This window comes from Blastococcus brunescens (genome assembly GCF_035320885.1).
Classification (GTDB): domain Bacteria; phylum Actinomycetota; class Actinomycetes; order Mycobacteriales; family Geodermatophilaceae; genus Blastococcus_B; species Blastococcus_B brunescens.
In genome coordinates this window covers 2429322-2455490 of sequence record NZ_CP141261.1, presented here as the reverse complement: position 1 = coordinate 2455490, position 26169 = coordinate 2429322, and the positions used below count along the sequence as shown (strand labels likewise).

Below are 26169 nucleotides of genomic sequence, written 5' to 3'. Positions count from 1 at the left end.
CCCGGACCCAGGAGTGCATGCATGGCAGCGGAGCACCGCACGATCGAGCACCCAGCGCCCGAGCACGTCGACGTCCTCGTCGTCGGCGCCGGCCTGTCCGGCATCGGCGCCGCCTGCCACCTGCAGGAGGAGTGCCCGGACAGGACGTACGCGGTCCTCGAGTCGCGCGGGGCGATCGGCGGTACCTGGGACCTGTTCCGCTACCCCGGGATCCGGTCGGACTCGGACATGTTCACCCTCGGCTACGCCTTCCGACCGTGGCAGGACTCCCAGGCCATCGCCGACGGCGCGGACATCCGCACCTACATCCGGGACACCGCGCGCGAGTACGGCGTCGAGGAGAAGATCCGCTTCCACCACCAGGTCCTCTCCGCCGAGTGGTCGACCGACGAGGCCCGGTGGGCGGTGACGGCCCGCCGCACGGACACCGGCGAGACGGTGCAGCTCACCTGCTCCTGGCTCTCGGCCTGCTCCGGCTACTACCGCTACGACGAGGGCTTCCGGCCGGACTTCCCGGGCGAGGAGCGCTTCGCCGGTGAGCAGATCCATCCGCAGCACTGGCCCGAGGACTTCGACGCGACCGGCAAGCGGATCGTCGTCATCGGCAGTGGCGCCACGGCCGTCACCCTGGTGCCCAACCTGGCGGACGCGGCCGAGCACGTGACCATGCTGCAGCGGACGCCGAGCTACGTCATGTCGCTGCCCGGGCGGGACCCGCTGGCGCGGTTCCTGCACAGCTTGCTGCCGCCGACGCTGGCCTATCCGATCGTGCGGTGGAAGAACGTGCTGGTCTCCACGGCCTTCTACCAGTTCAGCCAGCGCTGGCCGGCCGCCGCCCGCACGCTGCTCCGCCGCCTGACCCAGAAGCAGGTGCCGGACGTCGACGTCGACACGCACTTCAACCCGCCGTACGACCCGTGGGACCAGCGGCTGTGCCTGGTGCCCGACGGCGACCTGTTCCGGGCCCTGCGCCGCGGGCAGGCCGCCATCGCCACCGGCCGGATCGCGACCTTCACCGAGAAGGGCGTGCAGCTGGAGTCCGGCGAGCACCTCGACGCCGACGTGATCGTCACCGCCACCGGCCTCAACCTGCTCGCCATGGGCGGCATGACCCTGGCCGTCGACGGGCGGCCGGTCGAGCTGTCGGAGACGGTCTCGTACAAGGGGATGATGCTGTCCGGCGTCCCCAACTTCTCGATGGTCATCGGCTACACGAACGCCTCGTGGACGCTCAAGGCGGACCTGGTCAACCGCTACGTCTGCCGGTTGATCAACCACCTCGGCGCCCGGGGCTACGTCTCGGCCACGCCCCTCGCGCCGCCGGAGGGCGCCGACCAGCCGTTCCTCGACCTCGCGTCGGGCTACGTCCAGCGCAGCCTCGCCGACCTGCCCAAGCAGGGCCGGCGCAAGCCCTGGAAGCTGCACCAGAACTACATCCGCGACGTGGGGCTTCTGCGGCGGGGTTCGCTGGAGGACGAGGGCATGACGTTCCAGCGGCGCGTGCCCGCCACCACCACGGAGAAGGCGGTCGCCTGATGGGCCCGTACCAGTTCGCCGGCGGCACCGCCGTCGTCACCGGGGCAGCCAGCGGCATCGGAGAGGCGCTCGCTGTCCAGCTGGCCGCGCGGGGCAGCTCCCTGGTGCTCGTCGACCGGGACGAGGACCGGCTGGGCGACGTCGCCGACCGCATCCGGGCCGCCCATCCGGCGCTGACGCTCGCCACCCACGTCGCCGATCTCTCCGACGACGACCAGACCGACGCCCTGGCGGCCACCCTGGCCGCCGAGCACCCGGAGACGGACCTCCTGGTCAACAACGCGGGGGTCGCCCTCGGCGGGCGCTTCGACCAGGTGACCCTAGAGGAGTTCGACTGGGTGATGGCGGTCAACTTCCGGGCCGTCGTCCGGCTGACCCATGCGCTCCTCCCGGCGCTCAAGGCCCACCCCGGCGCGCACCTGGTGAACGTCTCCAGCGTCTTCGGCATCTTCGCGCCCGCCGGTCAGGCCGCCTACTCGGCCAGCAAGTTCGCCGTCCGCGGGTTCTCCGAGGCCGTGCGGCACGAGCTCGCGGAGAACGCGGTCGGGGTGACCGTGGTGCACCCCGGTGGGATCAAGACGCGGATCGCCGAGAGCGCACGCACCGGCTCCGGCGTCTCGGCCGAGGAGTACGAGGTGGGTCGCAAGCAGTTCGCCAAGCTGCTGACCATGCCCCCGAGAAGGCCGCGGCCATGATCATGGCGGCTGTCGAGAAACGCCGTCCACGGCTGCTCATCGGCTGGAGCGCGAAGGTTCCCGACGTGCTCGTCCGCCTGACGCCGGGCAGCTACTGGAAGCTCATCGCCCGTGGGGCGGCTCCGGCGAAGCCGCCGGCCGCGCGGTAGCCGGAAGTCCGGTTGTGCGGGGCAGTAGAACTTCAAGAGTGCTGCCCCGCCTGGTCGAACTCGCTCCCGACGACGCCCTCTTCGCCGACTGGTGCGAGGTCTGGGCGGCCGGGCAGCGCACCGACCGCCCGGACGAGCCGCCCGCGCGGCGGCGGACCACGTTGCGCTCGGGCGGGAGCTGGTCGCGCCGGGCGGCTCCCGCGGCGGCACGCACCGGGCCGCCGTCGTCGGCGGGGCCGTCGTCGGGGCGCTGCGGCTCATCCTGCCGCAGCGCGGCGACCGGACGCTCGCGGTCCTCGACGTCGCGGTGCACCCCGCGCACCGACGCCGGGGCGTCGGGACGACGCTACTGGAGGCGGGGACCGCACTGGCTGCCCGGTCGGGGCGGACGGAGCTCATCGCCGAGGTCGACGAGCCGGCGCCCGGGGCGCCCGGGCGCGGCTTCGCGCTGCGGCACGGCTGGACGTGCGACCTCGTGGAGACCCGCCGCGACCTGGTCCTCCCCCGGACGCGGCGCGGCTGACTGCCGTCGAGGCGGAGGCCGAAAGCGCCGGAGCCGGCTACGAGGTGCTCACCTGGCGCGACCGGACGCCGGAGGCTCTCCTGGCCGACCGGGCGCTGCTCGAACAGCGCATGACGACCGACGCGCCGCACGGCGACCTGCCCGTCGCCGAGGAGCAGTGGGACGGCGCCCGGATCCGCGAGTACGAGGCCCTGCACGTCGCGCGCGGCCGCACTGTCCTGTCCGCCGGCGCCGTCCGCGAGGGAAGGCTGGTGGGGTTCACCGACCTGCAGGTGACGCTCGCCGCCCCGGAGCGTGCCCACCAGGGCGGCACGCTCGTCCTGCGCGAGCACCGCGGGCATCGGCTGGGTGCCCGGATGAAGGTGGCGGTGCTGCGCGAGCTGGTCGCGGCCTTCCCGCAGGTACGCCGGATCAGCACCTACAACTCCGACGCCAACCGGCCGATGGTGGCCGTCAACGAGTCGCTGGGATTCCGGCCGGCGGGTCAGCTGTCGTCCTGGTCGACCCACCTCTGACTCCGGACGGGCCGACGGTCGGGTTGACTGGCCGGGTGCCGGCCGATCGTCCCGTTCCCCCGGGGTCCGTCTCCCCGACCTTCGTCCGCGACCACACCCGGCCCGCCCGTCCGTCCCTGGTCCCCGAGGTGACCCTGCACGTCGCCGCGGACGTGGTGGCCCTGTGGGAGGCGATCGAGACCGAGCGCGGCGTGGCGCCGACCGACCCGCCGTTCTGGGCGGCGGCCTGGCCCGGCGGTCAGGCGCTCGCTCGCCATGTCCTCGACACCCCGTCGGTCGTACGCGGGCGGTCGGTGCTGGATCTCGGCGCGGGCAGCGGTCTGGTGGCGGTGGCGGCGGCGCTCGCGGGGGCCGGGCGGGTGGTCGCCAGCGACATCGATCCGTTCTCGCACGCCGCGGTGCCGGTCAACGCGGAGGCGAACGGTGTCGGCCCGATCGACGTCGTCGGTGACGTCCTGGGGAGGAGCCGCCCGCCGTCGACGTCGTCCTGGCCGGTGACGTCTGCTACGACCGCGTGATGAGCGAGCGGGTGCTGCCCTGGCTCGAGGCCGCCCGCGCGCGGGGCGCCGAGGTCTACCTGGGGATCCCGGGCGGCCGTACGTGCCGACGGACCGGCTCGCGGCGGTGGCGACCTTCGACGTCACCGACACCGAGTCATCGCCCCACCAGCCCACCCAGGTCCGGCGGACCACCGTGTGGCGGCTGCCGTGAGCCGCCGCCGCGAGATGCATCACGCCGCCGATTCCCGCCATGGGATTGTCACGTAACGGTAACGGCGGCTACGTTGGCCCGGTCCGGCCGGACGTTTCCGCCCCACCCGGGGTGGCCGCGCCGGACGCCGCCGAGTCGCCCGAGGCCAACCGGTCGCGGGCGAGCCGGGGACCCACCGCAGTACTGGGGTGAATCCTGCTCCGAGCTCCGCTCGGGGCGGGTAGGGCCGCTTCCCGCCCGAATCCGTCAGCTAACTCGGTAGGCGGCCACGGAAGGAACCGACGAACGGAGAGCCGCAGCCTGGTGCGCCCTCGGCGCGCCGCGCACGCAGCAGTCCACATGCACCGTTCCGCGGGCCCGCCTCGCTGACCGGTGTTCCGCCGGGCGTCCAGCCCGCGGTGCTGCCCTCGACCCCCAGTGGTGGATCGCCCGCGCCTCGTGCGCCGCAGGTCCGCCGCGTCCTGTCATCCGGAGCACACGCACCTCATGAACCTGCGCACCCTCACGTCCTCGCACGGCCGAGCCACCCGTCGTGGACACCGCCCGCCCTCGCCGGCCGTCGTCCGGCGATGTACCTCGCGACCGCCGCCGCCGGCGCTGTGCTCGTCGGCGTCGTCACCGCCGGCGAGCCGCCCGCCGAGGCCGCGCAGCTGCAGTCGGTGAGCGTCGCCGAGCAGCTCGGCATCAGCGCCGAGGCGGCCCCGGTGACCGCCGACGAGCTCCTGGCCCCGCTGGAGCAGCTCGCCGCCAGCCGCAGCGAGCGCGACGCCGAGCGTGCGGAGGCCGCGGCGGTCCAGGCCGCCGCCGACCAGGCCGAGGCCGATCGTCTCGCCGCCGAGGAGGCCGCCCGCGTCGCGGCCGAGGAAGCTGCCCGCGTCGCCGCCGAGGAGGCCGCCCGCGTCGAGGCGGCCCGTGCCGCCGAGGCCGCAGCTGCCGCGGCCCGTCCGGGTCAGGGCACGTCCGCGCCCACTGCCCCTGCCGGCTCCTACAAGGAGTACGCGATGGGCAAGGTCGGCAGCGCGAGCGAGTTCACCTGCCTGGAGAACCTCTGGGGCAAGGAGAGCGGCTGGAACCCCAACGCGCAGAACCCGACCAGCACCGCCTACGGGATCGCGCAGTTCCTGGATTCCACGTGGGCCGGCACCGGGATCGCCAAGACGTCGGACGGCTACCGCCAGATCGACGCCGGGCTCATCTACATCGAGAACCGCTTCGGCTCCCCGTGCGGCGCCTGGAGCCACTCGCAGTCCAAGGGCTGGTACTGAGCACCTGATCCAGCCGTGGCGGCGGGTGGGACGCCCGTGGCGGTGCACACCGGGACGTCGGGGTGGAGCTACGACCACCGGGACGGCGTCCTCCACCCACCGGGCACGCCGTCCAGGAACGCCGGGCGGCTGCGGAGCTGGTCGGCTGAGTTCAGTCCGGCAGGAGCCCGGCGCCGTCCTTGGCGATCAGGGCGGTGCGCACCGCGGCGTCCACGGTGGCGGCGAACGCCGGGTCGCTGCGGTCGCGCTCGAGGACGGCGTCGATCATCTCCGGCACGAGGTCCGGGTCCACGGTGAGCACCAGGGTGCCGCCGGCGGCCAGGAAGCGGACGGCGCGCTCGCCCGGCGGGAGGTCGAGGACGGCGCGGGCGTTGCCCAGGTCGTCGGAGATGACCACGCCGTCGAAGCCGAGCCGCTCGCGGAGCAGTCCGGTGACGACGACCGGCGAGAACGCAGCCTGCGCGGACGGGTCGATCTTGGGGTAGGTCGCTGACGAGACCATGACGAAGGGGTCGGCGGGGAGCGCGCCAGCTCGCCGAAGAGCGTCACCTGGGCGTCGTCGGCACCGGTCGCGGCATCGGTCACGTCCGCGGTGGTGTCGGTGTTCTGCTGCACGAGGCCGAGGCCGGGGAAGTGCTTGAGGGTCGCGGTCACCCCCGCCCGGGCCAGCGCGTCGACGACGGCGGCGACCACCGGCGCGGCGGCCTCGGGGGTGCTGCCGTACTGGCGGTCGAAGGCGCCGATGGGCTCGTTGGCCGCCTCGGTGCCGGCCGGGACGACGTCGGCGACCGGCGCGAGGTTGAGGTTGACGCCCGCGGCAGACAGCGAGGCCCCGATGTCGGCGGCGAGGGCCGCCAGCTGGGCGGGGGCAGGGCTCCCTGCGCCTGCGCGGACGGGAGCCGCTCGAACCCCGGGCCCTTGAGGGACTGGACGGCGCCGCCCTCCTGGTCGACGGCCACCCAGAGGTCCGGCCCGGGGAGACGGACTGCCAGCGCGCGGCGGTCGCGGCGAGCTCGTCCGCCGGTGCCTGCGACCGGCCGGCGAGGAACAGCCCACCCACGCCCTGCTGCGCGACGGCCTCGCCGGTGTCGAGGTCGTCCAGCGGCACGCCGGCCACGAACAGCTGGGCCACCTGAGCGCGCCGGTCGAGCCCCGCGAGGGCCGCCTCGACCCGCTGCTCCTCCGCCGATGGCTCGCTGGGCGGTGCCGTGCTCGCCGTCGGTGTCGTCGTGTCCTGCGACGTCGCCGGTCGCTCCGACGAGCAGCCGGCCACCAGGACGAGGAGCGCAGCGAGGACGGCCGGCCACGTTCGTCGGAGCATGGACGTCCTGGCCTCCTGTCGGAACCGCTCGGGGTGTCCAGCCCAGTCTGCCCGGATGCTGACGACGATCAACCGGCTCATCGGAGAGCGGCCCGTGATCCGGGCGCGGCACCGGCGAGACCGCGCGTCGGAGCGGCGGCCGCCTGGCGGCCGCTGAGCGCGCGCACGTCGCCGGTGTCATGCTCGCCCTCCCTGGCGGGGAGTAATACGGTCGGGGCATGGGTGGCGAGCAGGAGCAACCAGAGCCCCAGACCGCGACCGGCAAGCTGGTCGGGCGGTCCATCGACGAGTTCGTGGGCCAGCTGCGAGGGTTCACCGACCGCGCCCGGTCCTCGCCGGCGCCGTCCCGTCGAGGCTGCACCTGCCGGCACTCCCCAGCCCTCCGGGCGCGATGTCGGCAGCCCAGGTCGGGGCGGTCGCCACGACGGTCAGGGCGCAGCGGCAGTCCATCGCCGCGATGCGGGCGCAGCTGGACGCCTTCGACCAGCAGCTGGCCGTCTTCGAACGGATCCTCGACCCGCTCGAGGAGTGGAGCGCGACCTGGGCCCAGCTGGAGAAGGCCGTCGGTGACTTCGTCCGGCCCGCCGGCGACAGTGGCAAGCCGCCGGAGGCCTAAAGGCCGTCGTCGCCCTCCCGGGGCCTGCGGCGCAGCAGGCCGGTCACCGAGCCGACCCGGTCCTGCGCGACCCGCAGCCCGTGGATCAGCGGCACCAGATCCTCCTGGATGCGCCGCAGCGTGTCGGGGACGGTGTCGACCACCGGGTCGTCCAGCACCCGGCCCACCCGCTCGATGCCGGGCCTCAGCGCGCGCACCGGCTCCTCCAGCTCGTCCACGAGGTCCTCGAGGCGCTCGGCGATCCGCTGCGCGGAGGCGATCGTCGCGTGCGCCATCGTCGTCGCCTCGGTCAGTTCCTTCACCGTGCCGTTGAGGTCGCTGAGCGTGCGGGGCAGCTGGGCCAGCGCTTCGGTCTGGGTCTGCAGCAGGGCAAGGAGCTCGCTGAGCCCGGGGATGCGGGGCATCCCGAGCCCGCGGAAGGGATCCACGTCAGCAACCGTCCGTGACGGTGGTCCGCGACGCAACCCCACGGCTCCGGTCGTCGCGGCCGGTCACCCGGACGGGAACTCCCCGGACTCGACGAACCGCTCGGCGACGTCGCGGACCTTGGTGTTGGTCTCCATCGAGATGCGCGCCAGCGCCTGGAACGCCTGGTCCGCGGTCAGCTTGAACCGCTCAATGAGAATGCCCTTGGCCTGGTCGATCACCGCCCGCGAGTCCAGCGCGGCCTGCAGGTGCTCGGCCCGCTCGACGGCGATCTCGTACAGGTACATGTTCGAGACCGGGACGACGGCGTAGGTGGCGAACCGAGCCACCAGCTCGCGGGTCCGGTCCACCGGGGCCGACGACGCCCGCGCGTACACGTTGAGGGCGCCTCGCACCCGTTCCTGAACCGGGAGCGGGACCGACAGGACCGTGTCGCAGCCGCGCTCGGCGGCCTCGGCGGCGACCTCCGGCCACTGCGTCGCCGCCCGGGTGTCGGGGATCTCGGTGAGCTGCCCGGTGCGTGCGGCGGTCATGCAGGGGCCGTCTCCCAGGCGGTACTGCGTCTGGTCCAGGTCGTCGGCCAGCTGCCCGCTGGCGGCGACGGTGGCGGGCCCGCGCTCGCGGAGGATCGTCACCGAGGTGACCGGCTCGCCCGGCAGGACCCGGCCGGCCAGGGCGGTCACCGTGTGCAGCACCGACTCGAGGGAGTGGTCGGCGAAGGACAGTCGCCCGAGCTCGTCGAAGGCCGACTGGACGGCGGCCGCCGAAGGGTCGTTCTGGGGGCGGGTCACGCGTGGTTCTCCGTGTGGGTAGCACCGGACGAACATGCCGGCGGTCAGGCACCGGACCCCGTGGCTTCCAGGGTCTGGTCGAGGCGGGGCGGAAACCCCGGTCGCGCGCCGGCTGTGTGACGCACTCCGCGGAGAAGCATAGTCACCGGCGCGCACGCCGGACGGGAGGCGGCCCGGACGTCCGCGCCCCGCTGACCTTGGCGGTCAGAGCCAGGTGGTGATCCGGACCGTGGTGCCCTGCTCCGAGGAACGCAGCTGCACGAGGTCGCAGAGCTGGTTGACCAGGAAGACGCCGCGGCCGCCCTCCTGCTCCGGCGACGGCATGAGCCGGCCGACCAGCGGGTCCTTCACCTGTCCCGTGTCGCTGAACTCCACCACGGCCGCGCCCGGCTCCACCCACATCGCGACCGTGCCCCTGCCGCCGCCGTGCACGACGCTGTTCGTGGCCAGCTCCGAGGCGGCGAGCTCGAGCACCTCCACCTTCTCCTCCGGCAGCCCGACGGTGCGGGCGTACTGGGCGACCGTCCGGCGCGTGGCCGGCACGTCGCCCGGCCCGTAGATCCCGCGCAGCACGGCGTCGGTGGGGCGGGGCAGCTGGGCCCGGAACATGACGTCCGCCTCGTCCGGGGCGTACTCCTCGCTGGGCCGGCGCCCGGTGGCCGTCGACCGGACGGGGTGGGTCTGCAGCGCGCCGCGGGTGACCGCACGGGGCAGGTGCGCCTCGTCATAGGGGCAGAGGAGCCGCCACGCCGGTCCGCCGTCGAAGGCCTGGTCGAGCAGCAACTCGTGCAGCCGGCACTCCGCGAGCTCCACGGTGCGCCGGCCCACGTAGGCGGGCTCACCGACACCGCGCAGCCGCCGTCCGGCGGCGGTGTGCTCGGTCAGGATCCGGTCCCAGACCGCGATGATCCCGGCCGGGTTGCGTCCGACCTCGGCCATGTCGAGGAACTCCACGGACGCGGCGTCCTCGCCGAGCGCGTTCGTCAGCAGATCCAGACGTGGCCGGGGCAGGGCGACGACCACCGACTCCCCGAGGGCGAGTCCTCGCGCACGAACGGCAGGAGGCCGGCGAGGAAGTCGTCGTCCCCGCGGTAGAACAGCGCTTCGTGCTGGAAGCCGGTCGCCGGCTCACCCAGGACGGCGGTCACGCGGCCGCCTCGGTGAACCGGACCGGCGCCAGCCGGTCGAGCGCGAGCACCCGCCACATCCGTCGGAGCAGCGGTGACGCTCCCTGCACCACGAGCACGGTGGAGCGTGCGCGGAGCTCCTGCGCCCATCGGGCGATGGCCCGGGCGCCGGCGACGTCGACGAAGTCGACCTGTGCGACGTCCAGCACCGCGTCCGGACCCTGCACCGGCGACGACACGAGCACCCGGCCGAGCCGGTCGGCGGCGAAGGTGTCGATGCTCCCGGTGAGCACGACGCGGCCCCCGTCGACGAACAGCTGGAAGGGCGGAAGGCCCGTGTCCGAGAGCGCCGGCGGGTGCGCCCACGCGGAACGGTCGTCGTGTCGCTCGATCGGGTCGTGCGCCGGGGAGCGGTGGCCGGACGTGCCCGCAGACGGAATCCCGGTCGATGTTCCGTGTGCGCCCACCTACTCACCGTAGGCCGGTTCACCGACAGAAGACAGGGCCGACGGACACCTCACAGCCGGCGCACAGGCTGGTCAGAGGGCCCGCAGGATGTCCTCGACCCGTTCTCGCGCGTCGCCGAACAGCATCCGGCTGTTCTCCCGGAAGAACAGCGGGTTCTGCACGCCGGCGTAGCCGGTGTTCATCGACCGCTTGAAGACGACGACGTGACCGGCCTCCCACACCGTGAGCACCGGCATGCCGGCGATGGGGCTGCCCGGGTCGTCGGTGGCGGCCGGGTTGACGGTGTCGTTGGCGCCGATGACCAGCACGACGTCGGTGTCGGCGAAGTCGTCGTTGATCTCGTCCATCTCGAGGACGACGTCGTAGGGCACCTTCGCCTCGGCCAGCAGCACGTTCATGTGCCCGGGCAGGCGCCCGGCCACCGGGTGGATGCCGAACCGGACGTCGACGTCCTTGGCCCGCAGCTTCCGGGTGAGCTCGGCGACGGCGCCCTGTGCCTGGGCGACCGCCATGCCGTACCCGGGGGTGATGACGACGGACTTCGCCTCGCGCAGGAGGTCGGCGGTGTCCTCGGCGGAGATCTCGGTGTGCTCGCCGTAGTCGCGGTCGTCGGCGGAGACGCTGCCCTCGTTGCCAAACCCGCCGGCGATCACCGAGATGAACGAGCGGTTCATCGCCTTGCACATGATGTAGGAGAGGTAGGCACCCGAGGAGCCGACCAGGGCCCCGGTGACGATCAACAGGTCGTTGCCCAGCAGGAAGCCCGACGCGGCCGCGGCCCAGCCCGAGTAGCTGTTGAGCATGGACACGACGACGGGCATGTCGCCGCCGCCGATCGAGGCCACCAGGTGCCAGCCCAGGGCGAGGGCGATGACCGTGACGACCGCCAGCACCAGCAGGTTCGGCTCGAGAACGAACACGACGGTGAGCGCGACGAACGCCACCAGCGCGCCGAGGTTGAGCAGGTTGTGCGCCGGCAGCATCAGCGGGTTGCTCTTGACCCGGCCGGACAGCTTCAGGAACGCCACGATGGAGCCGGTGAAGGTGACCGCGCCGATGAAGACCCCGATCGAGACCTCGGCGGAGTGGATGCCGAGCAGGTCCGGGGCGACCTCGGTCTGCTCGTCGAGGTTCCCCTCCACCGACAGGTAGCCGTTCCAGCCGACCAGCACGGCGGCCAGGCCCACGAAGCTGTGCAGCAGGGCGATCAGCTCGGGCATGCCCGTCATCTGCACCTGGCGAGCCCGCCACAGGCCGATCACGGCGCCGACCGCCACCGCCACGAGCATCAGGGTCAGGCCGGAGGCGCTCAGGCTCCGGGAGGCCAGCCCGACCGTCGCGGCGAGCGCGATGGCCATGCCGGCGATGCCGTAGACGATGCCGGACTTGGCCGTCTCGTGCTTGGACAGCCCGGCCAGGCTCAGGATGAAGAGCAGGGCCGCGACGATGTAGGCCGCCGACGCGGCGGTGGTGGCGGTCATCGTCAGCCTCTCGTGAACATGCCGAGCATGCGGCGGGTCACGGCGAAGCCGCCGAAGACGTTGATGCTGGCCACGAGGATCGCGATGAAGGCCAGTGTGGTGACCACGGCGTCGCCGTGGCCGATCTGCAGCAGGGCGCCGACGACGATGATCCCGGAGATCGCGTTGGTCACCGACATGAGCGGCGTGTGCAGGGCGTGGTGCACGTGCCCGATCACGTAGAAGCCGACCACGACGGCCAGGGCGAACACGGTGAAGTGCTGGATCAGCTCGTTGGGGAGAAGGCGGTGATCCCGAACAGCACCGCGGCACCCAGCCCGACCAGCGCGAACGTCCGGCCCGGTGCGGGTGGCTTCGGTGGTGGCGCGGGTTCCACCGGCGCCGCGGCAACCGGGGTCGGCGCGGCCGAGACCTGCACCGGCGGCGGTGGCCAGGTCTTCTCGCCGTTCCGTACGACGGTGATCGCCCGCTGGACGACGTCGTCGAAGTCGAGGACCAGCTCGCCGTCCTTGCCCGGCGTCAGCAGGGTGAGCAGGCTGACCAGGTTCTGGCCGTAGAGCTGGGAGGCCTGGGCCGGCAACCGGCCGGGCAGGTCGGTGTAGCCGATGATCGAGACACCGTTGCCGGTCACCACGATCTCGTCGGCGACGGAGCCGGCCACGTTGCCGCCCTGGGCGGCGGCCATGTCGACGATCACGCTGCCGGACTTCATCGAGGCGACCATCTCCTCGGTGATCAGCCGCGGCGCCGGCCGCCCGGGGATCAGTGCGGTGGTGATGATGATGTCGACGTCGCCCGCCTGCTCGGCGTACATCTGCGCGGCCCGGCGGTTGAAGTCCTCGGACATCTCCCGCGCGTAGCCGTCGGCGCTCACCTGCTCCTCGGCGTCCGGGACGGCGACGTACTCCCCGCCCAGCGAGCGCACCTGCTCGGCCACCTCGGGCCGGACGTCGGAGGCACGCACGATCGCGCCCAGGCTGCTGGCCGCGCCGATCGCGGCCAGCCCGGCGACACCGGCCCCGACGACGAGCACCTTGGCCGGTGGCACCTTGCCGGCCGCGGTGACCTGGCCGGTGAAGAACCGGCCGAAGGTGTGCGCCGCCTCGATGACCGCCCGATAGCCGGCGATGTTGGCCATCGAGCTGAGCACGTCCATCGACTGGGCGCGCGAGATGCGGGGACCGCGTCCACCGCCAGCACGGTGATCGGGCGGGCGGTCAGGGCGTCGACCAGGTCGGGGTTCAGCCCCGGGCTCAACAGGCTGACCAGCGTCGCACCGTCCCGCAGGCGGGGATCTCCTCGGCGGCCGGGGCGTTGACCCGCAGCACGACGTCGGCCTGCCACGCGTCGTCCGCCGTTCCGACGGTGGCCCCGGAGTCCGCGTACGCCTCGTCCGGGAAGCTCGCGGCCGCGCCGGCGTCGGCCTCCACGACGACGTCGTAGCCGAGGGCCCGCAGCTTGGCGACGGTGGCCGGCGTGGCGGCCACCCGTGTCTCACGGGCGCGGGTCTCCCGCGGAACTCCGATTCGCAACGTGGCGCTCCATTCGTCGCCGGGGAGGCTCCGTCGCCTGCCCTCGGTGGCTGTCGTACGCAGTGCGGTCGTGCTCGGTGCCGTCGTCCTCGGTGCTGTGCCGGTGGATCGGTCGATCCTGGGGGATCATGCCGGGCCAACGGCCGAACCCTCCTCCAGGGTCCGGGGAAGTGACAGGTTCCACATCGTCTGCTGTCCGGCTCGCCCGGTCCGGGCTGCGGTACCCACCTGACCGGGTGACCTCGGGCTCACGCGAGGCCGTTGACGTGCACCCCGGCGGCCCGCAGCTCCGCGATGCCGGTGAGCCGTGTCCCGTCGGTCTCGTCGAGCTCGAGGTTCACCAGCGAGCGGGTCCGCAGCAGCGGTGTCAGATCGGTCAGCGGGTGGGCGAGCTGGAGTTCCTGCAGCAGCGGGGCGTCGGCGAGGCCGCCGACGTCGACGATCCGGTTCCGCGCCAGCCGGAGGGTGCCCACGGTGGGCAGCCCGGCCAGCGGCGCGACGTCGCTGATCGCGTTGCCGGAGAGGTCGAGCTCGCGGAGCGCGTCGTGCCCGGCGAGGGGGCCGATGTCGGTGACCTGCGCGGCGGCCAGTCCGAGCGCGTGGAGCGTCGTCGTCCCCGCGGGCGGGGTGAGGTCGCTGACCGGGTTCTGCGACAGCCCGAGGTCGAACAGCTCGAGAAGTGCCAGCGGTGACAGGTCGCTGACGGCGTTGTCGGTCAGCGTGAGCGTGGTGAGGCGCTCCAGGGACGCCAGCGGCGCGAGGTCGGCGATCTCGTTGCCGGGGGCGTCGAGGTCGTCCAGCGCCGTCAGCTCGGCCGACGGGGCCAGCACGGCGGCGGCCGCGGACCAGCGCGAGGGCCGCACGGGAACGGCGGACACGGCGGTACCTCCTGGTCCGGCGGCCGGCTCGGGTGCCGCGGGACGCGTCGCCGACGTGCCTCGACCCTCGGACGCCGGCTCCCCCATCGGGGGAGTCGAGCACGTTCAGGTGAAGGGAGAGGGGTGCACACGCCGATCCAGTCCTCAGCAGGGCTCCGGTCCTGCTCGGCCAGGTCCGTCCGGACCCGGCCGGGCGAACCGGGCGGGCCCCGCCGACGCCGACCACCTGGCGACGTCCTGAGCAGCGGAGGGAGGACCGTGTCCGTCTCGATCAGCACGCCACCCGACGACGACATGGTGCCGCCGGAGATCGTCGCCACGGTCTTCTACAGCGCGACCGTGAGCGACAACCTCGCCCTGCTCGTCGCCGAGAGCGTCGGCGGTACGCAGCGCCTGACGTGGGGCAACGAGGGCGCGATGCAGCTCCTCGGCTACGGCCTGGAGGACCTGCGCACGCTGCCGGCCGCCCACCTGTTCCCCACCCTCGGCGGCGGTGAGCTCAAGCTCCTGCTCCGCCGGGAGCGCACCGCCCGCATGACCCTGCCGGTCCGCATGGCCAACGGGGCCACCGTCGACGCCGTCGTCATCACCACCCCCGCCCCGGGCGGCCGCATGTGGACCATGCGCATCCTCGACACGGCCAACGAGCAGGAGCGCGCGCTGCGGGCCACCGCCGACGCCCACGAGCGCCGCTTCTCCGCGCTCACCGAGCGCTCACCGATCCCCACCCTGCTCTCGGAGCAGGGGATGCGGCTGGCGCACGTCAACGACGCCTTCTGCACCCTGGTCGGGCTGCGCGCCGAGCAGCTGCTCGGCACCGGCTGGATCGACACGATCCACGAGGACGACCTCGACGGCGTCATCGAACAGGTCGCCGCCGCCCTCGACGGCGCGGAGGTCGAGACCCAGGCCCGCCTCGTGCGCGCCGACGGCTCCGTCCGGACGACGGTCATCCGCTTCGCCCACCTGTTCACACCGGGCATGGGCGCGGGCTTCGTCGGCACCATCGAGGACATCACCGACCGGCTGGCGTTCGAGGCCAAGCTCGCCCACCAGGCCAACCACGACCCGCTCACCGGTCTGCCGAACCGCACCCTGCTCGCGCAGTACGTGGCAGACCGCTTCCACGTGGGCACCAGCGGTCTGGCCTGCCTCTTCCTCGACCTGGACAACTTCAAGGTCGTCAACGACTCCCTGGGCCACACCGCCGGCGACGAACTGCTGGTCGAGGTGGCCGCCCGCCTCGGTGCCACCGTGCGCCCGGGCGACCTGGTGGCCCGGTTCGGCGGCGACGAGTTCGTCGTCGTCTGCGAGAACGTGGACGAGGAGGCGGCGGTCGCGCTGGCCGGGCGGGTGTCCGAGGCGCTGGCGCGGCCGATGCGCCTGGGTGGGGTGGACATCCGCCCGTACGCGAGCGTCGGCGTCACCGTGCAGACGGCCGAGCACGTCCTCGCCGAGGAACTCATCCGCGACTGCGACATCGCCATGTACCAGGCGAAGGCCAGCGGCAAGGGGCGGGTGACCGTCCTCGACCAGCAGGCCCGTGCGCAGGCCCGGGACAAGCTGCGCCTGGTCACCGAGCTGCGCGACGCCATCGAGCGCCGCGAGATCGTCATGTACTACCAGCCCATCTTCAGCACCCGGGACGGCCAGCCGGTGGCCGTCGAGTCGCTGGCCCGCTGGGACCACCCCGAGCGGGGACCGGTCAGCCCCACCGTCTTCGTGCCGCTGGCCGAGGAGAGCGGCCTGATCACCGGGCTGGGCCGGCTCGTCCTCGACGAGACCTGCCGGCAGCTCGCCGAGTGGGACCACCTGCTGGGCGTGGGCACCGTGGGCCGGGCGAACGTCAACGTGTCGGCGCTCCAGCTCGACGACAACCTCGCCGCGCAGGTCGCCGCAGCGCTGGAACGCCACTCCCTGGCGCCGTCCCGGATCCAGATCGAGATCACCGAGTCGGCCCTGATGAAGGACCCGACCTCGGCCCGCGAGGTGCTCGAACAGCTGCGCGACCTGGGCGTGGAACTGGCCATCGACGACTTCGGCACCGGCTACTCGTCGCTGGCCTACCTGCGGCACCTGCCGGTCGACTGCCTCAAGGTCGACCGCTCGTTCGTCGCCGAGCTGGCCGACGGTCACTCCGAGATCGCCTCGGCGGTCATCGCGATGGCCCGCAACCTGAACCTGTGCACCGTGGCCGAGGGGTGGAGACCGTCGAGCAGGCCGAGGAGCTGACCCGCCTCGGCGCGACCTACCTCCAGGGCTTCAGCCTCGCCCAGCCGATGAGCGGCGGGCACACCGCGGCGTGGTTCGCCGCACACTCGGAGGACACGCCATGACCGTCACCCCGTTCCCCGGTGCGGACACCGCGCCGGGGCCGGTCTTCGACATCGAGGTGATCCTGGCGGGCATCGACACGATGGCCGTCCAGAAGCCGGTCGCGGCGCAGATCGTCTCCGTCGCCAACTCCGACGACACCGACGCGAAGACCCTCGCCCGGATCCTGTCCTCCGACATCGCCCTGGCCGGCCGGGTGATGAAGCTGGCCAACTCCGCCTACTTCGGCATGCGCGGCCGGGTGACCTCGTTGCAGTTCGCCGTCACCGTCGTCGGCTTCACCACCGTGCGCACGATGGCCACGGTGGCGCTGACGGACCTCGACGACGAGTCGCGCCTGCCCGGCAACTTCTGGGACGTCACGACCAGCCTGGCGCTCGGTGCCTCGACCCTGGCCCCCGCTTCGGCGAGCGGCCGCCGGACTCCCTGTGCCTGGGACTGCTCGCCCAGCTCGGTGCGGCGCTGCTGCACCACAACGACCCCGAGGGGTACGCCGAGATCGTGGCCGCACATCCGACCTTCCGCAGCCGGCGGGCGGCCGAGACGCGGCGGTACGGGATCAACAGCCTGCGGCTCACCGCCGTCGCGCTCGAGCAGTGGGGCTTCCCGGCGGCGATGACCACCCCGCTCAAGGAGATCGACGACTACCAGACGATGGACGGCGCGCTGCTACGTGCCGCGTTCGAGGTGGCCGCGCGACTGACCATCGACGACTACGAGGACATCCCGATCTCGCGGCTGACCCTCGGCCGGCTCCGCGAGGACGACCTCGTGCCGATCCTGGACCAGGTGCGCGGCGAGGCCGCCGAGCTCAAGCACGCCATGCTCGGCCAGTCCGCCGACGATCCGGAGTCGAACCCCGAGGGCTGGGTGCTCTGAGGACGCCCGCCGTCCTCGGCCCCGCGCGCTGACGGTGGGCGCAGATGCGCACGTCCGGACGCCGGAACTGCGCCTCAGCGCCCACTGACGGTGCCTCGGGCGCGGTTCTCCCGGTGGGGCCGCCCTCGCCGGCCGGCCAGAGTCGTCGTCCGCCTCGCCCGTCAGGCATAGGTACCTTTACCCGCATTTCCGGCCCGGATCTGCAGGTATAGGTACCTATGCCTCAACGAGGTCAGGCGTAGGGGGCGCCCAGGGGGTCGACCGTCTCGTGGTCGGTCACCGTGGCGGCCAGGCGGTCGGCGGCCCAGTCGCCGTCACCGAGCAGGTGGTCGATCGCGGTCAGCCGGCTGGTGTAGTGCCCGACGGAGTACTCCGCGGTCACGCCGATGCCGCCGTGCAGCTGGATCGCCTCCTTGCCGATGTGCCGGCCGGCGCGGCTGGTCTGCAGCCGGGCGCGATCAGCCGCCGAGACGACGTCGCCGCCGGCCTCCTGCACCATCGACGCCCACAGCGTGGTGCTGCGGGCCAGCTCCAGGGACACGTACATGTCCGCCGCCCGGAAGGTCAGCGCCTGGAACTTGTTCAGGGTGACGCCGAACTGCTTGCGGGTCTTGAGGTACTCCGCCGTGGTGCGCAGCGCGGTGTCCATGGCGCCGATCGCCTCGTGGCCGTAGGCGATGCGGGCCTCGGCCAGCGCCCGCTCGATGGCCGCGGTCTGGTCGCCGCCCGCACCGAGGGCGACGGCGGGGGTGCCGTCGAAGCGGACGTTGGCCGCGCGGGTGCCGTCGTGCGTCCGGTACCCGGTGCGGGTCAGCCCGGAGGCGTCCCCTGCACGAGGAACAGCCCGGTGCCGCCCTCGATCGCGGCCGACACCACCAGCACGTCGGCGCGGGCGCCGCTGGGCACCGGCTCCTTGACGCCGGTCAGCGTCCAGCCGTCGCCGGCCTGCGTGGCGGTGACGCCCTCGGCCGTCGACGTCCAACGGGTGCCGGGCTCGGCGTGCGCGAAGACGGCGATCGTCGTCCCCTCGGAGATGGCCCCGATGAGCTCGCCCCTCTGCTCCGCCGTGCCGACGGCGGCGACGAGGCCACCGGCCAGGACCACGGCCTCGATGAACGGCTCGGGGGCCAGGACGCGGCCGATCTCCTCGGCGACGATCGCCACCTCGATCGGTCCGGCGCCCATGCCGCCGTCCTCCTCGGCGAAGGGCAGGCCCAGCAGGCCCATCTCGGCCAGCCGCGCCCAGGTCTTCTCGTCGAAGCCCGGATCCGTCTTCACCACGGTTCGGCGCTGCTCGCTGTCGGAGTAGGCGCGGGCCAGCAGGCCGCGCACCGCCTCGCGGAGGTCGTTCTGCTCGCTGTCGAAATCGAAGTTCACTTCTCGTCTCACAACCCCAGGATCGAGCCGGCGATGATGGTGCGCTGCACCTCGTTGGAGCCCCCGTAGATGGAGACCTTGCGGTAGTTCAGGTACGACGGCGTCGCGACGCGGGCCCAGTCGGGGACGTCCGAGCCGTCCTCGGCGAAGGACGCCAGCGAGAGCGGCCCGGCGATGTCGACGACCAGCTCGGTGGCGGCCTGCTGCAGCTCCGAGCCCCGCAGCTTGAGCACCGACGACGCCGGGTGCGGCTTGCCGTCGGCGGAGTTGGCCACGACGCGCAGGGCGGTGAGCTCCAGCGCCACCAGCTCGTTCTCCAGCTCGGCGATGCGGGAGGCCATGCGCGGGTCCTCGGCCAGCGGGCGGCCGCCGGAGATGATCGCCTGCGCGTGCTCCTTGGCCTGGGCGATGAGCCGCTTGGTCGCGCCCACGCGGGCGATGCCGACGCGCTCGTTGCCCAGCAGGAACTTGGCGTAGTCCCAGCCGCGGTTCTCCTCGCCGATGAGGTTCTCGGCCGGCACGCGGACGTCCTCGAAGAAGACCTCGTTGACCTCGAAGCCGCCGTCGAGCAGCTCGATCGGGCGCAGCGTGACGCCGGGGGTGTCCATCGGGAAGACCAGCATCGAGATGCCGCGCTGCTTCTTCTCCGCGGTCGGGTCGGTGCGGACCAGGCAGAAGATCCAGTCGGCGTGCTGGCCCAGCGTCGTCCAGGTCTTCTGCCCGTTGACGACCCAGTCGTCGCCGTCGCGGACGGCGGTGGTGCGCAGCGACGCCAGGTCGGAGCCGGCGTCGGGCTCGGAGAAGCCCTGGCACCACCAGATGTCGAGGTTGGCCGTCTTCGGCAGGAAGCGCTCCTTCTGCTCCTGGTTGCCGAAGGCCGCGATGACCGGGCCGATCATGCTGGCGTTGAACGCCAGCGGCTCGGGCACCGACGCCAGCTGCATCTCCTCGCGCCAGATGTGGCGCTGCAGCGGCGTCCAGTCGCGACCGCCCCACTCCACCGGCCAGTGCGGCACGGCCAGGCCGGCAGCGTTGAGGACCTGCTGGGCCTCGACGTACTGCTCCTTCGTCGGGTGCCGGTGTGCCGCGACCGTGTCGCGGATCTCCTGGGGCACCTGCGTGGTGAAGAAGGTCCGCATCTCTTCCCGGAAGGCTTCGAGCTCCGGGGACAGCTGCAACCGCATCGGTCCTCTTTCCTTGACGGCTGCCGCTCCTGTGGTGCTGCCGTCTGCGTTCGGGTCGAGCCGACGATCCCACATTCCTTACCGGCCGGTAGCTCCGGGCCGGGGTCGGAGTGGCGCCGTTCTGCGCGGCATCTCGTTCGCCGGGACGCCGGAGGCGCGTGGCGTGCGCCTGACGCCTCTCTCCGCGCCGTCCCTGGAGGACCTGGCGTGAGTGCGTCCGGCGGAGGAGTGGCGATCGAATGCGACGACGTCGTGGCGATCAGCGGCTGATGGCCACGACGTCGTCGCACTCGGCGGGGCCCAGCTATCCGAGGGGAGGCCGGTGTAGTTCTCGGCGAGCTCGCGGGCGGCGGCCTCCGACGAGCACACCCGGCGCAGCTGGGAGAGCTGCAGCTCGGCGTCGAAGTCGTCACCGGAGCGGTGCAGCATCGACGTCATGAACCAGGAGAAGTGGGTGCACCGCCAGACGCGGGCCAGCGCCCGGTCGGAGTAGCTGTCGACCAGGTCGGTCCGCCCCTCCTTCAGCAGCCGGACCAGCGCCGAGGCCAGCAGCGTCACGTCGGCGACGGCGAGGTTGAGCCCCTTGGCCCCGGTCGGCGGGACGATGTGCGCGGCATCGCCGGCGAGGAAGAGCCGCCCCTCCGCATCGGCGCGCTGACGAACGAGCGCATCGGCAGGATGGACTTCTCCGTGACGGTGCCGGTGGTGATCTCCCAGCCGTCGAGGGCGAAGCGCGTCGCGAGGCCGTCCCAGATGCGGTCGTCGGACCAGTCCTCGATCTTCTCGCCGGGGTCGACCTGCAGGTAGAGCCGCGACACTGTCGGCGAGCGCATCGAGTAGAGCGCGAAGCCGTCGGGGTGCCAGGCGTAGATGAGCTCGTCGGTGGCCGGCGCCGCGTCGGCCAGGATGCCCAGCCAGGAGTAGGGATAGGTGCGCTCCCAGGTCCGCCCGGCGGTGCCCTCCTGCACGACCGCCCGCGACGGGCCGTGGAAGCCGTCCGTGCCGGCGATCGCGTCGCACTCGAGCACCTGCGGGTTGCCCTCGGCGTCGGTGAACCGGATGCGGGGGAGTCGGAGTCGACGTCCTCCGGGACCACGTCGGAGACGTCGAACAGCAGCGGCGGACCGCCGTCGAGCTGGGCCTTGATCAGGTCCTTGGTGACCTCGGTCTGCCCGTAGACCCACACCGTGCGCCCGCACAGCTCCGGGAAGTCGAGCTTGTGCCGCGTCCCCGGGTACTGCAGGTAGATGCCCGAGTGCTCGAGGCCCTCGCGGTGCAGCCGGTCGCCGAGTCCGGCGTCGGTGAGCGTGTCGACCGTGTGCTGCTCGAGGATGCCGGCCCGGATCCGCGCCTCGACGTACTCGCGCGAGCGGTTCTCGAGCACGACGTTGTCGATGCCCTGCAGCGTCAGCAGCCGCGAGAGGAGCAGGCCGGCCGGGCCGGCTCCGATGATGCCTACCTGGGTGCGCACGGGGCCGAGTGTGATCGCGGAGACCGTCGCCTGGGAACCCGAACCTTCCGGTCAGTGGAAATCGCGCGTACGGGCGAGCTCGCGTCCGATGCCACGGGCGGCGACCTGCAGCACGGGCACGAGGCGGGGAAGGTCCCGCCGGTGCGGGGGACGACGATGCCGAGGGCCGCCACGACGACCGGGCCCCTCCGCACCTCGACCTGCACCGGCACCGCCAGGGACGCCGCACCCGGCGACATCTCCTCCGACGTCCGCGCGTACTGGCGGCGGCGGACCTCGGCGAGCTCACGGCGGATCCGGCCGGGATCGACCAGCGTGTGCCGGGTCTGGCGGGTGAGCGAGCGCAACGCCTGCTCCACCACGTCCGGCGGCGCCGCCGCCAGCAGCACCTTCCCGACCCCGGTCGCGTGCAGCGGCAGCCGGCTGCCCACCTGGCTGACGATCGGCACCGATTCGCGGCCGGAGATCCGCTCGACGTACAAGGCCTGCAACCCCTCGCGGACGGCCAGGTGCACGGTGTCGCGGATGGTGGTGTGCAGGTCCTGCAGGAACGGTGCCGCCACCTGGCGCAGCTCCAGCTGGACCGGCGCCAGCAGCCCGAGGTCCCAGAGCTTGCGGCCGATCTCGAAGCGGCCGTCGGAGCGCCGGGTCAGCGCTCCCCAGTCGGTCAGCTCCCCGAGCAGCCGATGGGCGGTGGTGAGCGGGATGCCCGACCGCTCGGCGATCTCGGTGAGGGTTAGCCGCGGCGCTGTGCTGTCGAAGGCGTCGAGGATGGCGAGTGCGCGGGAGGTGACCGAACGACCCGGTGCGCTGCTGCGGCCGGCCATCGCTCCTCCTCCCGCCCAGTGGAAGTCCGGGCTTGGGGAGAGTAGCCGGTCGCCGTACGGTCCCGGCATGACCGGGACCACATCCGGTAGTCGGCTGCAGCTGCCGAGCTACCTGCGCGAGGACGTCTCGCTGCGCACCCCCGTCGGCTTCCCCGACTACAGGAGCACCGGCCTGCGCGCGCCGCTGCGCACGCCGATCGACCTGCCGCACCGGCTGACCGAGGTGACCGGCCCGGTTCTGGGCGAGGACCGGGTGAAGCCCGAGGACGCCGACCTGACGCTGCGCAACGGTGGCGAGGCGGTCGGCCAGCGCATCCTCGTGCACGGGCGGGTCCTCGACAGCGACGGCCGCCCCGTGCCCGACGCGCTGGTCGAGGTGTGGCAGGCCAACGCGGGCGGGCGCTACCGGCACGTCGTCGACGTCTTCCCGGCGCCGCTGGACCCGCACTTCGACGGGCTGGGCCGGGTGACGACCGACAGTTTGGGCCGCTACGAGTTCATGACGATCAAGCCCGGCGCCTACCCGTGGGGCAACCACCACAACGCCTGGCGGCCGGCGCACATCCACTTCTCGCTGTTCGGGCGGGCGTTCACCCAGCGGCTGGTCACCCAGATGTACTTCCCGGACGACCCGCTGTTCGGCCAGGACCCGATCTTCAACTCGATCCCGGCCGCGGCGCGGCACCGCGCGATCAGCCAGTTCAGCCTCGAGCGGACCGTGGACAACTGGGCGCTGGCGTTCGAGTGGAACATCGTGCTGCGCGGCACCGACCAGACCCCGTTCGAGACCGAGGACGACGGAGACGTGGCGTGATGACGACGAACCCGCTGGACGTCCCCGACGTCACCGAGCCCTACCAGCCGCTGCCCGGGCGGAGCCGCAGCACCGGCTTCCTGGACGGGCCCCTGCGGCTGGGGACGAGCCCGAGCGCGACGGTCGGGCCCTACCTCGCGATCGGCCTGAGCTGGCCGGACGGCGAGCTGGCCGCAGCGGAGGGCACCTCGGGCGCCTTCTGGATCCGGGGCAGGATCTTCGACGGCGCCGGCGACGTCGTCCCCGACGCCATGGTCGAGACCTGGCAGGCCGACCCCGACGGCGGCTTCCCGTCGCCGGAGGACCCTCGCGGGGCGGCGTCCTACCCGGGCTTCCGCGGGTACGCGCGGGCGGAGACGCTCACCGGCGAGTACCGCATCCACACCCTCAAGCCGGGCCGGGTGCCCGACGGCGAGGGCGGCGTACAGGCGCCGCACATCGACGTCTCGGTGTTCGCCCGCGGCCTGCTCGACCGGGTCGTCACGCGCATCTACTTCGCCGACGAGGCCGAGGCCAACGCCGAGGACGTCGTCCTGCGCGGACTGCCCGAGGACCGGCGCGGCACGCTTCTGGCCGAGCCGACCGACGACGGCTACCGGTTCGACATCTTCCTCCAGGGCGACCGCGAGACCGTGTTCTTCGCCGTATGAACCGCGCCGGCATCGGTCGCTCGGGTGCGAACACCTCCGTGACCGGGACGTGCAGGTGACTGGACTGTTCGGCGGGACCTTCGCCCGAGGCGGCGCCGCGGCAGCCGTCTCCGACCCGGCGTGGATCGACGCGCTGCTCGACGTCGAGGCGGCCCTGGCCCGCGCCGCGGCGCGGACGGGGCTGGTCCCCACCACGGCCGCCGACGCCGTGACGCGCGCCTGCTCCGAGCCTGCGGGCCTGGACCTCGCGACCGTCGTGGCCCGCGCCGCGGACGCCGGCAACCCGGTGCCGCCGCTGGTCCGGGTGCTGCAGGACGCCGTCGGCCCGGACGCGGCTCGGGCCGTGCACGTCGGGGCGACCAGCCAGGACGTGCTCGACACCGCCCTGGTCCTGGTCGCCCGCCGCGCGATGTCGGCGATCGACCGCGACCTCGCCGTCGCCACCGAGGCCGCCGCAGAGCTGGCCCGCACCCACCGCGACGACGTCGTCATGGGCCGCACCCTGATGCAGCAGGCGCTGCCCACCACGTTCGGCCTGAAGGCCGCCGGCTGGCTGGCCGGGCTGGAGGGGCGCGCGCCCGGCTCGTGGCGGTGGACGCGTCCCTGCCCGTGCAGTACGGCGGTGCGGTCGGCACGCTGGCCGCGAGCGAGGGCTCCGGCGTGGACCTGCGCACCGCGCTGGCCGCCGAGCTCGGGCTGGCCACCACCCCGGTCCCGTGGCACACCGTCCGGTTGCCGATCGCCGACCTCGCCGGAGCGCTGGGGGCGGCGGCCGGCGTGCTCGCCACCGTGGCCGTCGACGTCGTCCTCATGGCGCAGACCGAGGTCGGCGAGGTCAGCGAGGGCGGATCCCGCGGCGGCTCGTCGGCCATGCCGCACAAGCACAACCCCGTCGCCGCCATCTCGGCCCGCGCCTGCGCCCGCCGCGCGCCGGGGCTGGTGGCCACGCTCTTCGCCGCCATGGAGCAGGAGCACGAGCGCTCCGCCGGCGCCTGGCACAGCGAGTGGCCCACCCTCGGTGACCTGCTGGCCACCGTCGGGTCGGCGGCCGCCTGGCTGGCCGAGTGCCTCGCCGACCTGCGGCCCGATGTCGCCCGCATGGCCGACAACGTGGCGGCGGCGCGGGACCCGGAGCTCGCGGGGGCGCTGGCCGACGCGCTCGCCCCGTCGCTGGGTCGCGGCGCCGCGCACGACGCCGCCGCGGAGGCGGTCCGCGAGGCCCGGGGTTCCGGACGTCCGCTGACCGAGGTCCTCGCCGGCCGTTCCGACGTCGACGTCGCCGCGCTGCTCCGGGGCGGGCCCGACGTCGGCGAGGCGCCGGCCCAGGTCGACGCCGTCCTGACCGAGTACGACCGCCGCACGGGAAGGACGTCATGACCGCCGTCGAGGTCTCCGCCACCGAGACGGGGCCGGCCGACGCGCCGGTCGTCGTCCTCTCCAACTCCCTCGGCGCGACCCGCGCCATGTGGGACCCGCAGGTGCCGGCACTGGCCGAGCGCTTCCGGGTGATCACCTACGACACCCGGGGGCACGGCCGGTCGCCGGTGCCCCACGGCCCGTACTCCCTCGACGACCTGGTGGACGACGTCGTCGCCCTGCTGGACCGGCTGGGTGTCGGGCGGGCGCACGTCGCGGGGCTGTCGCTGGGCGGGATGACCGGCATGCGGCTGGCCGCACGCGAGCCGGACCGGGTGGACCGGCTGGTCCTGCTGTGCACGGCGGCGCTGCTGGGGCCGCGGCAGAACTGGCAGGACCGGGCACGGACCGCCCGCGCCGAGGGCACCGGGGTGCTCGCGCCGGTCGTCGTCGGCCGGTGGTTCACGCCCGGGTTCGCCGCTGCCGAGCCCGCCACGGTCGCCCGGATGGAGGCGATGATCGCCGCCCAGCCCGGCGAGGGGTACGCGGGCTGCTGCGAGGCGATAGCGGACATGGACCTGCGGGCCGACCTGCCCACCATCAGCGCGCCCACGCTGGTGATCAGCGGCCGGGAGGACCCGGCGACGCCCCGGAGCACCAGCAGGCCATCGTCGACGCGATCCCGGACGCCGAGCTGCTGACGGTGAGCCCGGGCGCGCACCTGGCCAACGTCGAGCAGCCGCTACGGGTGACCGGCGCACTGCTCGAGCACTTCGACACGGCTGGAGGTACCGCATGAGCGAGCCGACCACGGACGACGAGCGCCGCGAGGCCGGCATGCGCACCCGGCGGGAGGTGCTGGGTGATGTGCACGTCGATCGCGCCGTCGCCGGCACGACGCCGTTCACCGCCGACTTCCAGGACTTCATCACCCGCACCGCGTGGGGCGACCTCTGGCAGCGTCCCGGGCTGGCCCGTCGCGACCGCAGCCTTATGACGCTGGCGATCACCATCGCGCTGCGGCACTGGGAGGAGTTCGCGCTGCACGTGCGGGCAGCGAAGAACAACGGGCTGACCGACGAGGAGATCGGCGAGGTCATCCAGCACGCCGCGATCTACGCCGGCGTCCCCGCGGCGAACCACGCGTTCAAGGTGGCTGCCCCGGTCCTCGAGGAGCTCCGGGGCACCTCCGCCTGATCGCGCCGGAGCGCCGGTCAGGGAGCGTGGGACGGCGATCGGCGGA

General features: G+C 73.2%; 31 protein-coding genes, 6 pseudogenes and 1 riboswitch. Of the genes and pseudogenes, 19 read left to right on the top strand and 18 right to left on the bottom strand.

Annotation, left to right across the window (positions count from 1 at the left end):
• Positions 1-21: 21 nt before the first annotated feature.
• From U6N30_RS16355 to U6N30_RS16325, 7 genes are all read left to right on the top strand, one after another.
• Entirely contained in the window at positions 22-1536 is a 1515-nt protein-coding gene (locus U6N30_RS16355; protein WP_324273073.1) for a flavin-containing monooxygenase, read from the top strand.
• Positions 1536-2231 (top strand): SDR family NAD(P)-dependent oxidoreductase, encoded by a 696-nt coding sequence (locus U6N30_RS16350; protein ID WP_324273072.1) that lies wholly within the window; start codon positions 1536-1538, stop codon positions 2229-2231. Before U6N30_RS16355 ends, U6N30_RS16350 begins: the two co-directional genes overlap by 1 nt.
• Positions 2228-2380 carry a hypothetical protein gene (locus U6N30_RS16345; RefSeq protein WP_324273071.1) on the top strand — a complete coding sequence of 51 codons (153 nt, stop codon included), beginning with the start codon at positions 2228-2230 and terminating at the stop codon, positions 2378-2380. The genes U6N30_RS16350 and U6N30_RS16345 overlap by 4 nt, the downstream gene beginning before the upstream one ends.
• A gap of 91 nt (positions 2381-2471) precedes the next feature.
• Positions 2472-2903, top strand: coding sequence for a GNAT family N-acetyltransferase (locus tag U6N30_RS16340; protein ID WP_324273070.1), 432 nt, complete (start codon positions 2472-2474; stop codon positions 2901-2903).
• A 44-nt stretch (positions 2904-2947) separates the two neighbouring features.
• Positions 2948-3418, top strand: a complete 471-nt coding sequence (locus tag U6N30_RS16335) for a GNAT family N-acetyltransferase (protein WP_324273069.1) — start codon at positions 2948-2950, stop codon at positions 3416-3418.
• A gap of 128 nt (positions 3419-3546) precedes the next feature.
• On the top strand, positions 3547-3936 hold the full coding sequence (locus U6N30_RS16330) for a class I SAM-dependent methyltransferase (protein ID WP_324273068.1): 390 nt from the start codon (positions 3547-3549) through the stop codon (positions 3934-3936).
• Positions 3937-4262: 326 nt separating this feature from the next.
• Positions 4263-4409, top strand: a riboswitch (cyclic di-AMP (ydaO/yuaA leader).
• Positions 4410-4698: 289 nt separating this feature from the next.
• The gene (locus U6N30_RS16325) at positions 4699-5394 is read left to right on the top strand and encodes an aggregation-promoting factor C-terminal-like domain-containing protein (protein ID WP_324278111.1); all 696 of its coding nucleotides are present in this window, start codon (positions 4699-4701) and stop codon (positions 5392-5394) included.
• Positions 5395-5545: 151 nt separating this feature from the next.
• Here U6N30_RS16325 and U6N30_RS16320 read toward each other — a convergent pair whose 3' ends face one another.
• The gene (locus U6N30_RS16320) at positions 5546-5896 is read right to left on the bottom strand and encodes a glycoside hydrolase family 3 N-terminal domain-containing protein (protein WP_324278110.1); all 351 of its coding nucleotides are present in this window, start codon (positions 5894-5896) and stop codon (positions 5546-5548) included.
• Positions 5897-5985: 89 nt separating this feature from the next.
• Positions 5986-6450 (bottom strand): annotated as a pseudogene (locus tag U6N30_RS33980) (glycoside hydrolase family 3 N-terminal domain-containing protein); the annotation flags it as partial.
• 656 nt (positions 6451-7106) lie between these two features.
• On the opposite strand from U6N30_RS33980, the gene U6N30_RS16315 reads away from it, so the two are divergent.
• A complete protein-coding gene (locus U6N30_RS16315) occupies positions 7107-7331 on the top strand; it encodes a hypothetical protein (protein ID WP_324278109.1) in 225 nt (74 codons plus the stop codon).
• On the opposite strand, the gene U6N30_RS16310 is transcribed toward U6N30_RS16315, so the two are convergent.
• The 10 genes from U6N30_RS16310 to U6N30_RS16265 all read right to left on the bottom strand — a co-directional run bounded on the left by U6N30_RS16310 (position 7328) and on the right by U6N30_RS16265 (position 14034).
• Positions 7328-7759 carry a hypothetical protein gene (locus U6N30_RS16310; RefSeq protein ID WP_324278108.1) on the bottom strand — a complete coding sequence of 144 codons (432 nt, stop codon included), beginning with the start codon at positions 7757-7759 and terminating at the stop codon, positions 7328-7330. The genes U6N30_RS16315 and U6N30_RS16310 overlap by 4 nt on opposite strands.
• A 63-nt stretch (positions 7760-7822) precedes the next feature.
• Positions 7823-8548, bottom strand: a complete 726-nt coding sequence (locus U6N30_RS16305) for a GAF and ANTAR domain-containing protein (protein ID WP_324278107.1) — start codon at positions 8546-8548, stop codon at positions 7823-7825.
• A 204-nt stretch (positions 8549-8752) separates the two neighbouring features.
• Positions 8753-9571 carry a sensor histidine kinase gene (locus U6N30_RS16300; RefSeq protein WP_324278106.1) on the bottom strand — a complete coding sequence of 273 codons (819 nt, stop codon included), beginning with the start codon at positions 9569-9571 and terminating at the stop codon, positions 8753-8755.
• Complete coding sequence (locus tag U6N30_RS16295; protein WP_324278105.1) at positions 9532-9696, bottom strand: hypothetical protein; 165 nt, start codon at positions 9694-9696, stop codon at positions 9532-9534. The genes U6N30_RS16300 and U6N30_RS16295 overlap by 40 nt, the downstream gene beginning before the upstream one ends.
• Positions 9693-9968, bottom strand: a complete 276-nt coding sequence (locus U6N30_RS16290) for an STAS domain-containing protein (protein ID WP_324278104.1) — start codon at positions 9966-9968, stop codon at positions 9693-9695. The genes U6N30_RS16295 and U6N30_RS16290 overlap by 4 nt, the downstream gene beginning before the upstream one ends.
• A gap of 246 nt (positions 9969-10214) precedes the next feature.
• Entirely contained in the window at positions 10215-11624 is a 1410-nt protein-coding gene (gene pntB / locus U6N30_RS16285) for a Re/Si-specific NAD(P)(+) transhydrogenase subunit beta (RefSeq protein ID WP_324278103.1), read from the bottom strand.
• Between the two features lie 2 nt (positions 11625-11626).
• Positions 11627-11875: a proton-translocating transhydrogenase family protein gene (locus U6N30_RS16280; RefSeq protein ID WP_324278102.1), complete on the bottom strand. Its 249-nt coding sequence runs from the start codon at positions 11873-11875 to the stop codon at positions 11627-11629.
• A 14-nt stretch (positions 11876-11889) separates the two neighbouring features.
• A complete protein-coding gene (locus U6N30_RS16275; protein WP_324278101.1) occupies positions 11890-12780 on the bottom strand; it encodes a Re/Si-specific NAD(P)(+) transhydrogenase subunit alpha in 891 nt (296 codons plus the stop codon).
• A 97-nt stretch (positions 12781-12877) separates the two neighbouring features.
• Positions 12878-13156 (bottom strand): hypothetical protein, encoded by a 279-nt coding sequence (locus U6N30_RS16270; RefSeq protein WP_324278100.1) that lies wholly within the window; start codon positions 13154-13156, stop codon positions 12878-12880.
• 248 nt (positions 13157-13404) lie between these two features.
• Entirely contained in the window at positions 13405-14034 is a 630-nt protein-coding gene (locus U6N30_RS16265; RefSeq protein ID WP_324278099.1) for a leucine-rich repeat domain-containing protein, read from the bottom strand.
• Between the two features lie 258 nt (positions 14035-14292).
• Here U6N30_RS16265 and U6N30_RS16260 point away from each other — a divergent pair, with 258 nt between their 5' ends.
• From U6N30_RS16260 to U6N30_RS16240, 5 genes and pseudogenes are all read left to right on the top strand, one after another.
• Entirely contained in the window at positions 14293-16266 is a 1974-nt protein-coding gene (locus U6N30_RS16260) for a putative bifunctional diguanylate cyclase/phosphodiesterase (RefSeq protein WP_324278098.1), read from the top strand.
• A complete protein-coding gene (locus tag U6N30_RS16255) occupies positions 16236-16370 on the top strand; it encodes a hypothetical protein (protein WP_324278097.1) in 135 nt (44 codons plus the stop codon). The genes U6N30_RS16260 and U6N30_RS16255 overlap by 31 nt, the downstream gene beginning before the upstream one ends.
• A pseudogene (locus tag U6N30_RS16250) lies at positions 16367-16624 on the top strand (HDOD domain-containing protein); the annotation flags it as partial. The gene U6N30_RS16255 and the pseudogene U6N30_RS16250, both read left to right, overlap by 4 nt.
• 95 nt (positions 16625-16719) lie before the next feature.
• A pseudogene (locus U6N30_RS16245) lies at positions 16720-16941 on the top strand (hypothetical protein); the annotation flags it as partial.
• 42 nt (positions 16942-16983) lie between these two features.
• Positions 16984-17247: a hypothetical protein gene (locus tag U6N30_RS16240; RefSeq protein ID WP_324278096.1), complete on the top strand. Its 264-nt coding sequence runs from the start codon at positions 16984-16986 to the stop codon at positions 17245-17247.
• A 232-nt stretch (positions 17248-17479) separates the two neighbouring features.
• On the opposite strand, the gene U6N30_RS16235 is transcribed toward U6N30_RS16240, so the two are convergent.
• The 6 genes and pseudogenes from U6N30_RS16235 to U6N30_RS16210 all read right to left on the bottom strand — a co-directional run bounded on the left by U6N30_RS16235 (position 17480) and on the right by U6N30_RS16210 (position 22175).
• Positions 17480-17896, bottom strand: a complete 417-nt coding sequence (locus U6N30_RS16235) for an acyl-CoA dehydrogenase family protein (RefSeq protein WP_324278095.1) — start codon at positions 17894-17896, stop codon at positions 17480-17482.
• Between the two features lie 161 nt (positions 17897-18057).
• Positions 18058-18624 carry an acyl-CoA dehydrogenase family protein gene (locus U6N30_RS16230; protein WP_324278094.1) on the bottom strand — a complete coding sequence of 189 codons (567 nt, stop codon included), beginning with the start codon at positions 18622-18624 and terminating at the stop codon, positions 18058-18060.
• A gap of 8 nt (positions 18625-18632) precedes the next feature.
• Positions 18633-19808 carry an acyl-CoA dehydrogenase family protein gene (locus U6N30_RS16225; RefSeq protein WP_324278093.1) on the bottom strand — a complete coding sequence of 392 codons (1176 nt, stop codon included), beginning with the start codon at positions 19806-19808 and terminating at the stop codon, positions 18633-18635.
• 78 nt (positions 19809-19886) lie between these two features.
• Positions 19887-20836, bottom strand: a pseudogene (locus tag U6N30_RS16220) (4-hydroxybenzoate 3-monooxygenase).
• Positions 20837-21003: 167 nt separating this feature from the next.
• Positions 21004-21279: pseudogene (locus U6N30_RS16215) on the bottom strand (FAD-dependent monooxygenase); the annotation flags it as partial.
• Positions 21264-22175 carry an IclR family transcriptional regulator gene (locus U6N30_RS16210; protein ID WP_324278092.1) on the bottom strand — a complete coding sequence of 304 codons (912 nt, stop codon included), beginning with the start codon at positions 22173-22175 and terminating at the stop codon, positions 21264-21266. The gene U6N30_RS16210 and the pseudogene U6N30_RS16215, both read right to left, overlap by 16 nt.
• On the opposite strand from U6N30_RS16210, the gene pcaH reads away from it, so the two are divergent.
• The 6 genes and pseudogenes from pcaH (at position 22174) to pcaC (ending at position 26123) form a co-directional block, all read left to right on the top strand.
• Positions 22174-22920 carry a protocatechuate 3,4-dioxygenase subunit beta gene (gene pcaH, locus U6N30_RS16205; RefSeq protein ID WP_324278091.1) on the top strand — a complete coding sequence of 249 codons (747 nt, stop codon included), beginning with the start codon at positions 22174-22176 and terminating at the stop codon, positions 22918-22920. The genes U6N30_RS16210 and pcaH overlap by 2 nt on opposite strands.
• Positions 22920-23570: a protocatechuate 3,4-dioxygenase subunit alpha gene (gene pcaG, locus U6N30_RS16200; RefSeq protein ID WP_324278090.1), complete on the top strand. Its 651-nt coding sequence runs from the start codon at positions 22920-22922 to the stop codon at positions 23568-23570. The genes pcaH and pcaG overlap by 1 nt, the downstream gene beginning before the upstream one ends.
• A gap of 49 nt (positions 23571-23619) precedes the next feature.
• Positions 23620-24078: pseudogene (locus U6N30_RS16195) on the top strand (lyase family protein); the annotation flags it as partial.
• Between the two features lie 77 nt (positions 24079-24155).
• The gene (locus U6N30_RS16190; protein WP_324278089.1) at positions 24156-24947 is read left to right on the top strand and encodes a lyase family protein; all 792 of its coding nucleotides are present in this window, start codon (positions 24156-24158) and stop codon (positions 24945-24947) included.
• Positions 24944-25627: a 3-oxoadipate enol-lactonase gene (gene pcaD, locus U6N30_RS16185; protein ID WP_324278088.1), complete on the top strand. Its 684-nt coding sequence runs from the start codon at positions 24944-24946 to the stop codon at positions 25625-25627. Before U6N30_RS16190 ends, pcaD begins: the two co-directional genes overlap by 4 nt.
• Before the next feature lie 94 nt (positions 25628-25721).
• Positions 25722-26123, top strand: a complete 402-nt coding sequence (gene pcaC / locus U6N30_RS16180; RefSeq protein ID WP_324278087.1) for a 4-carboxymuconolactone decarboxylase — start codon at positions 25722-25724, stop codon at positions 26121-26123.
• The last annotated feature ends 46 nt before the right edge of the window (positions 26124-26169 follow it).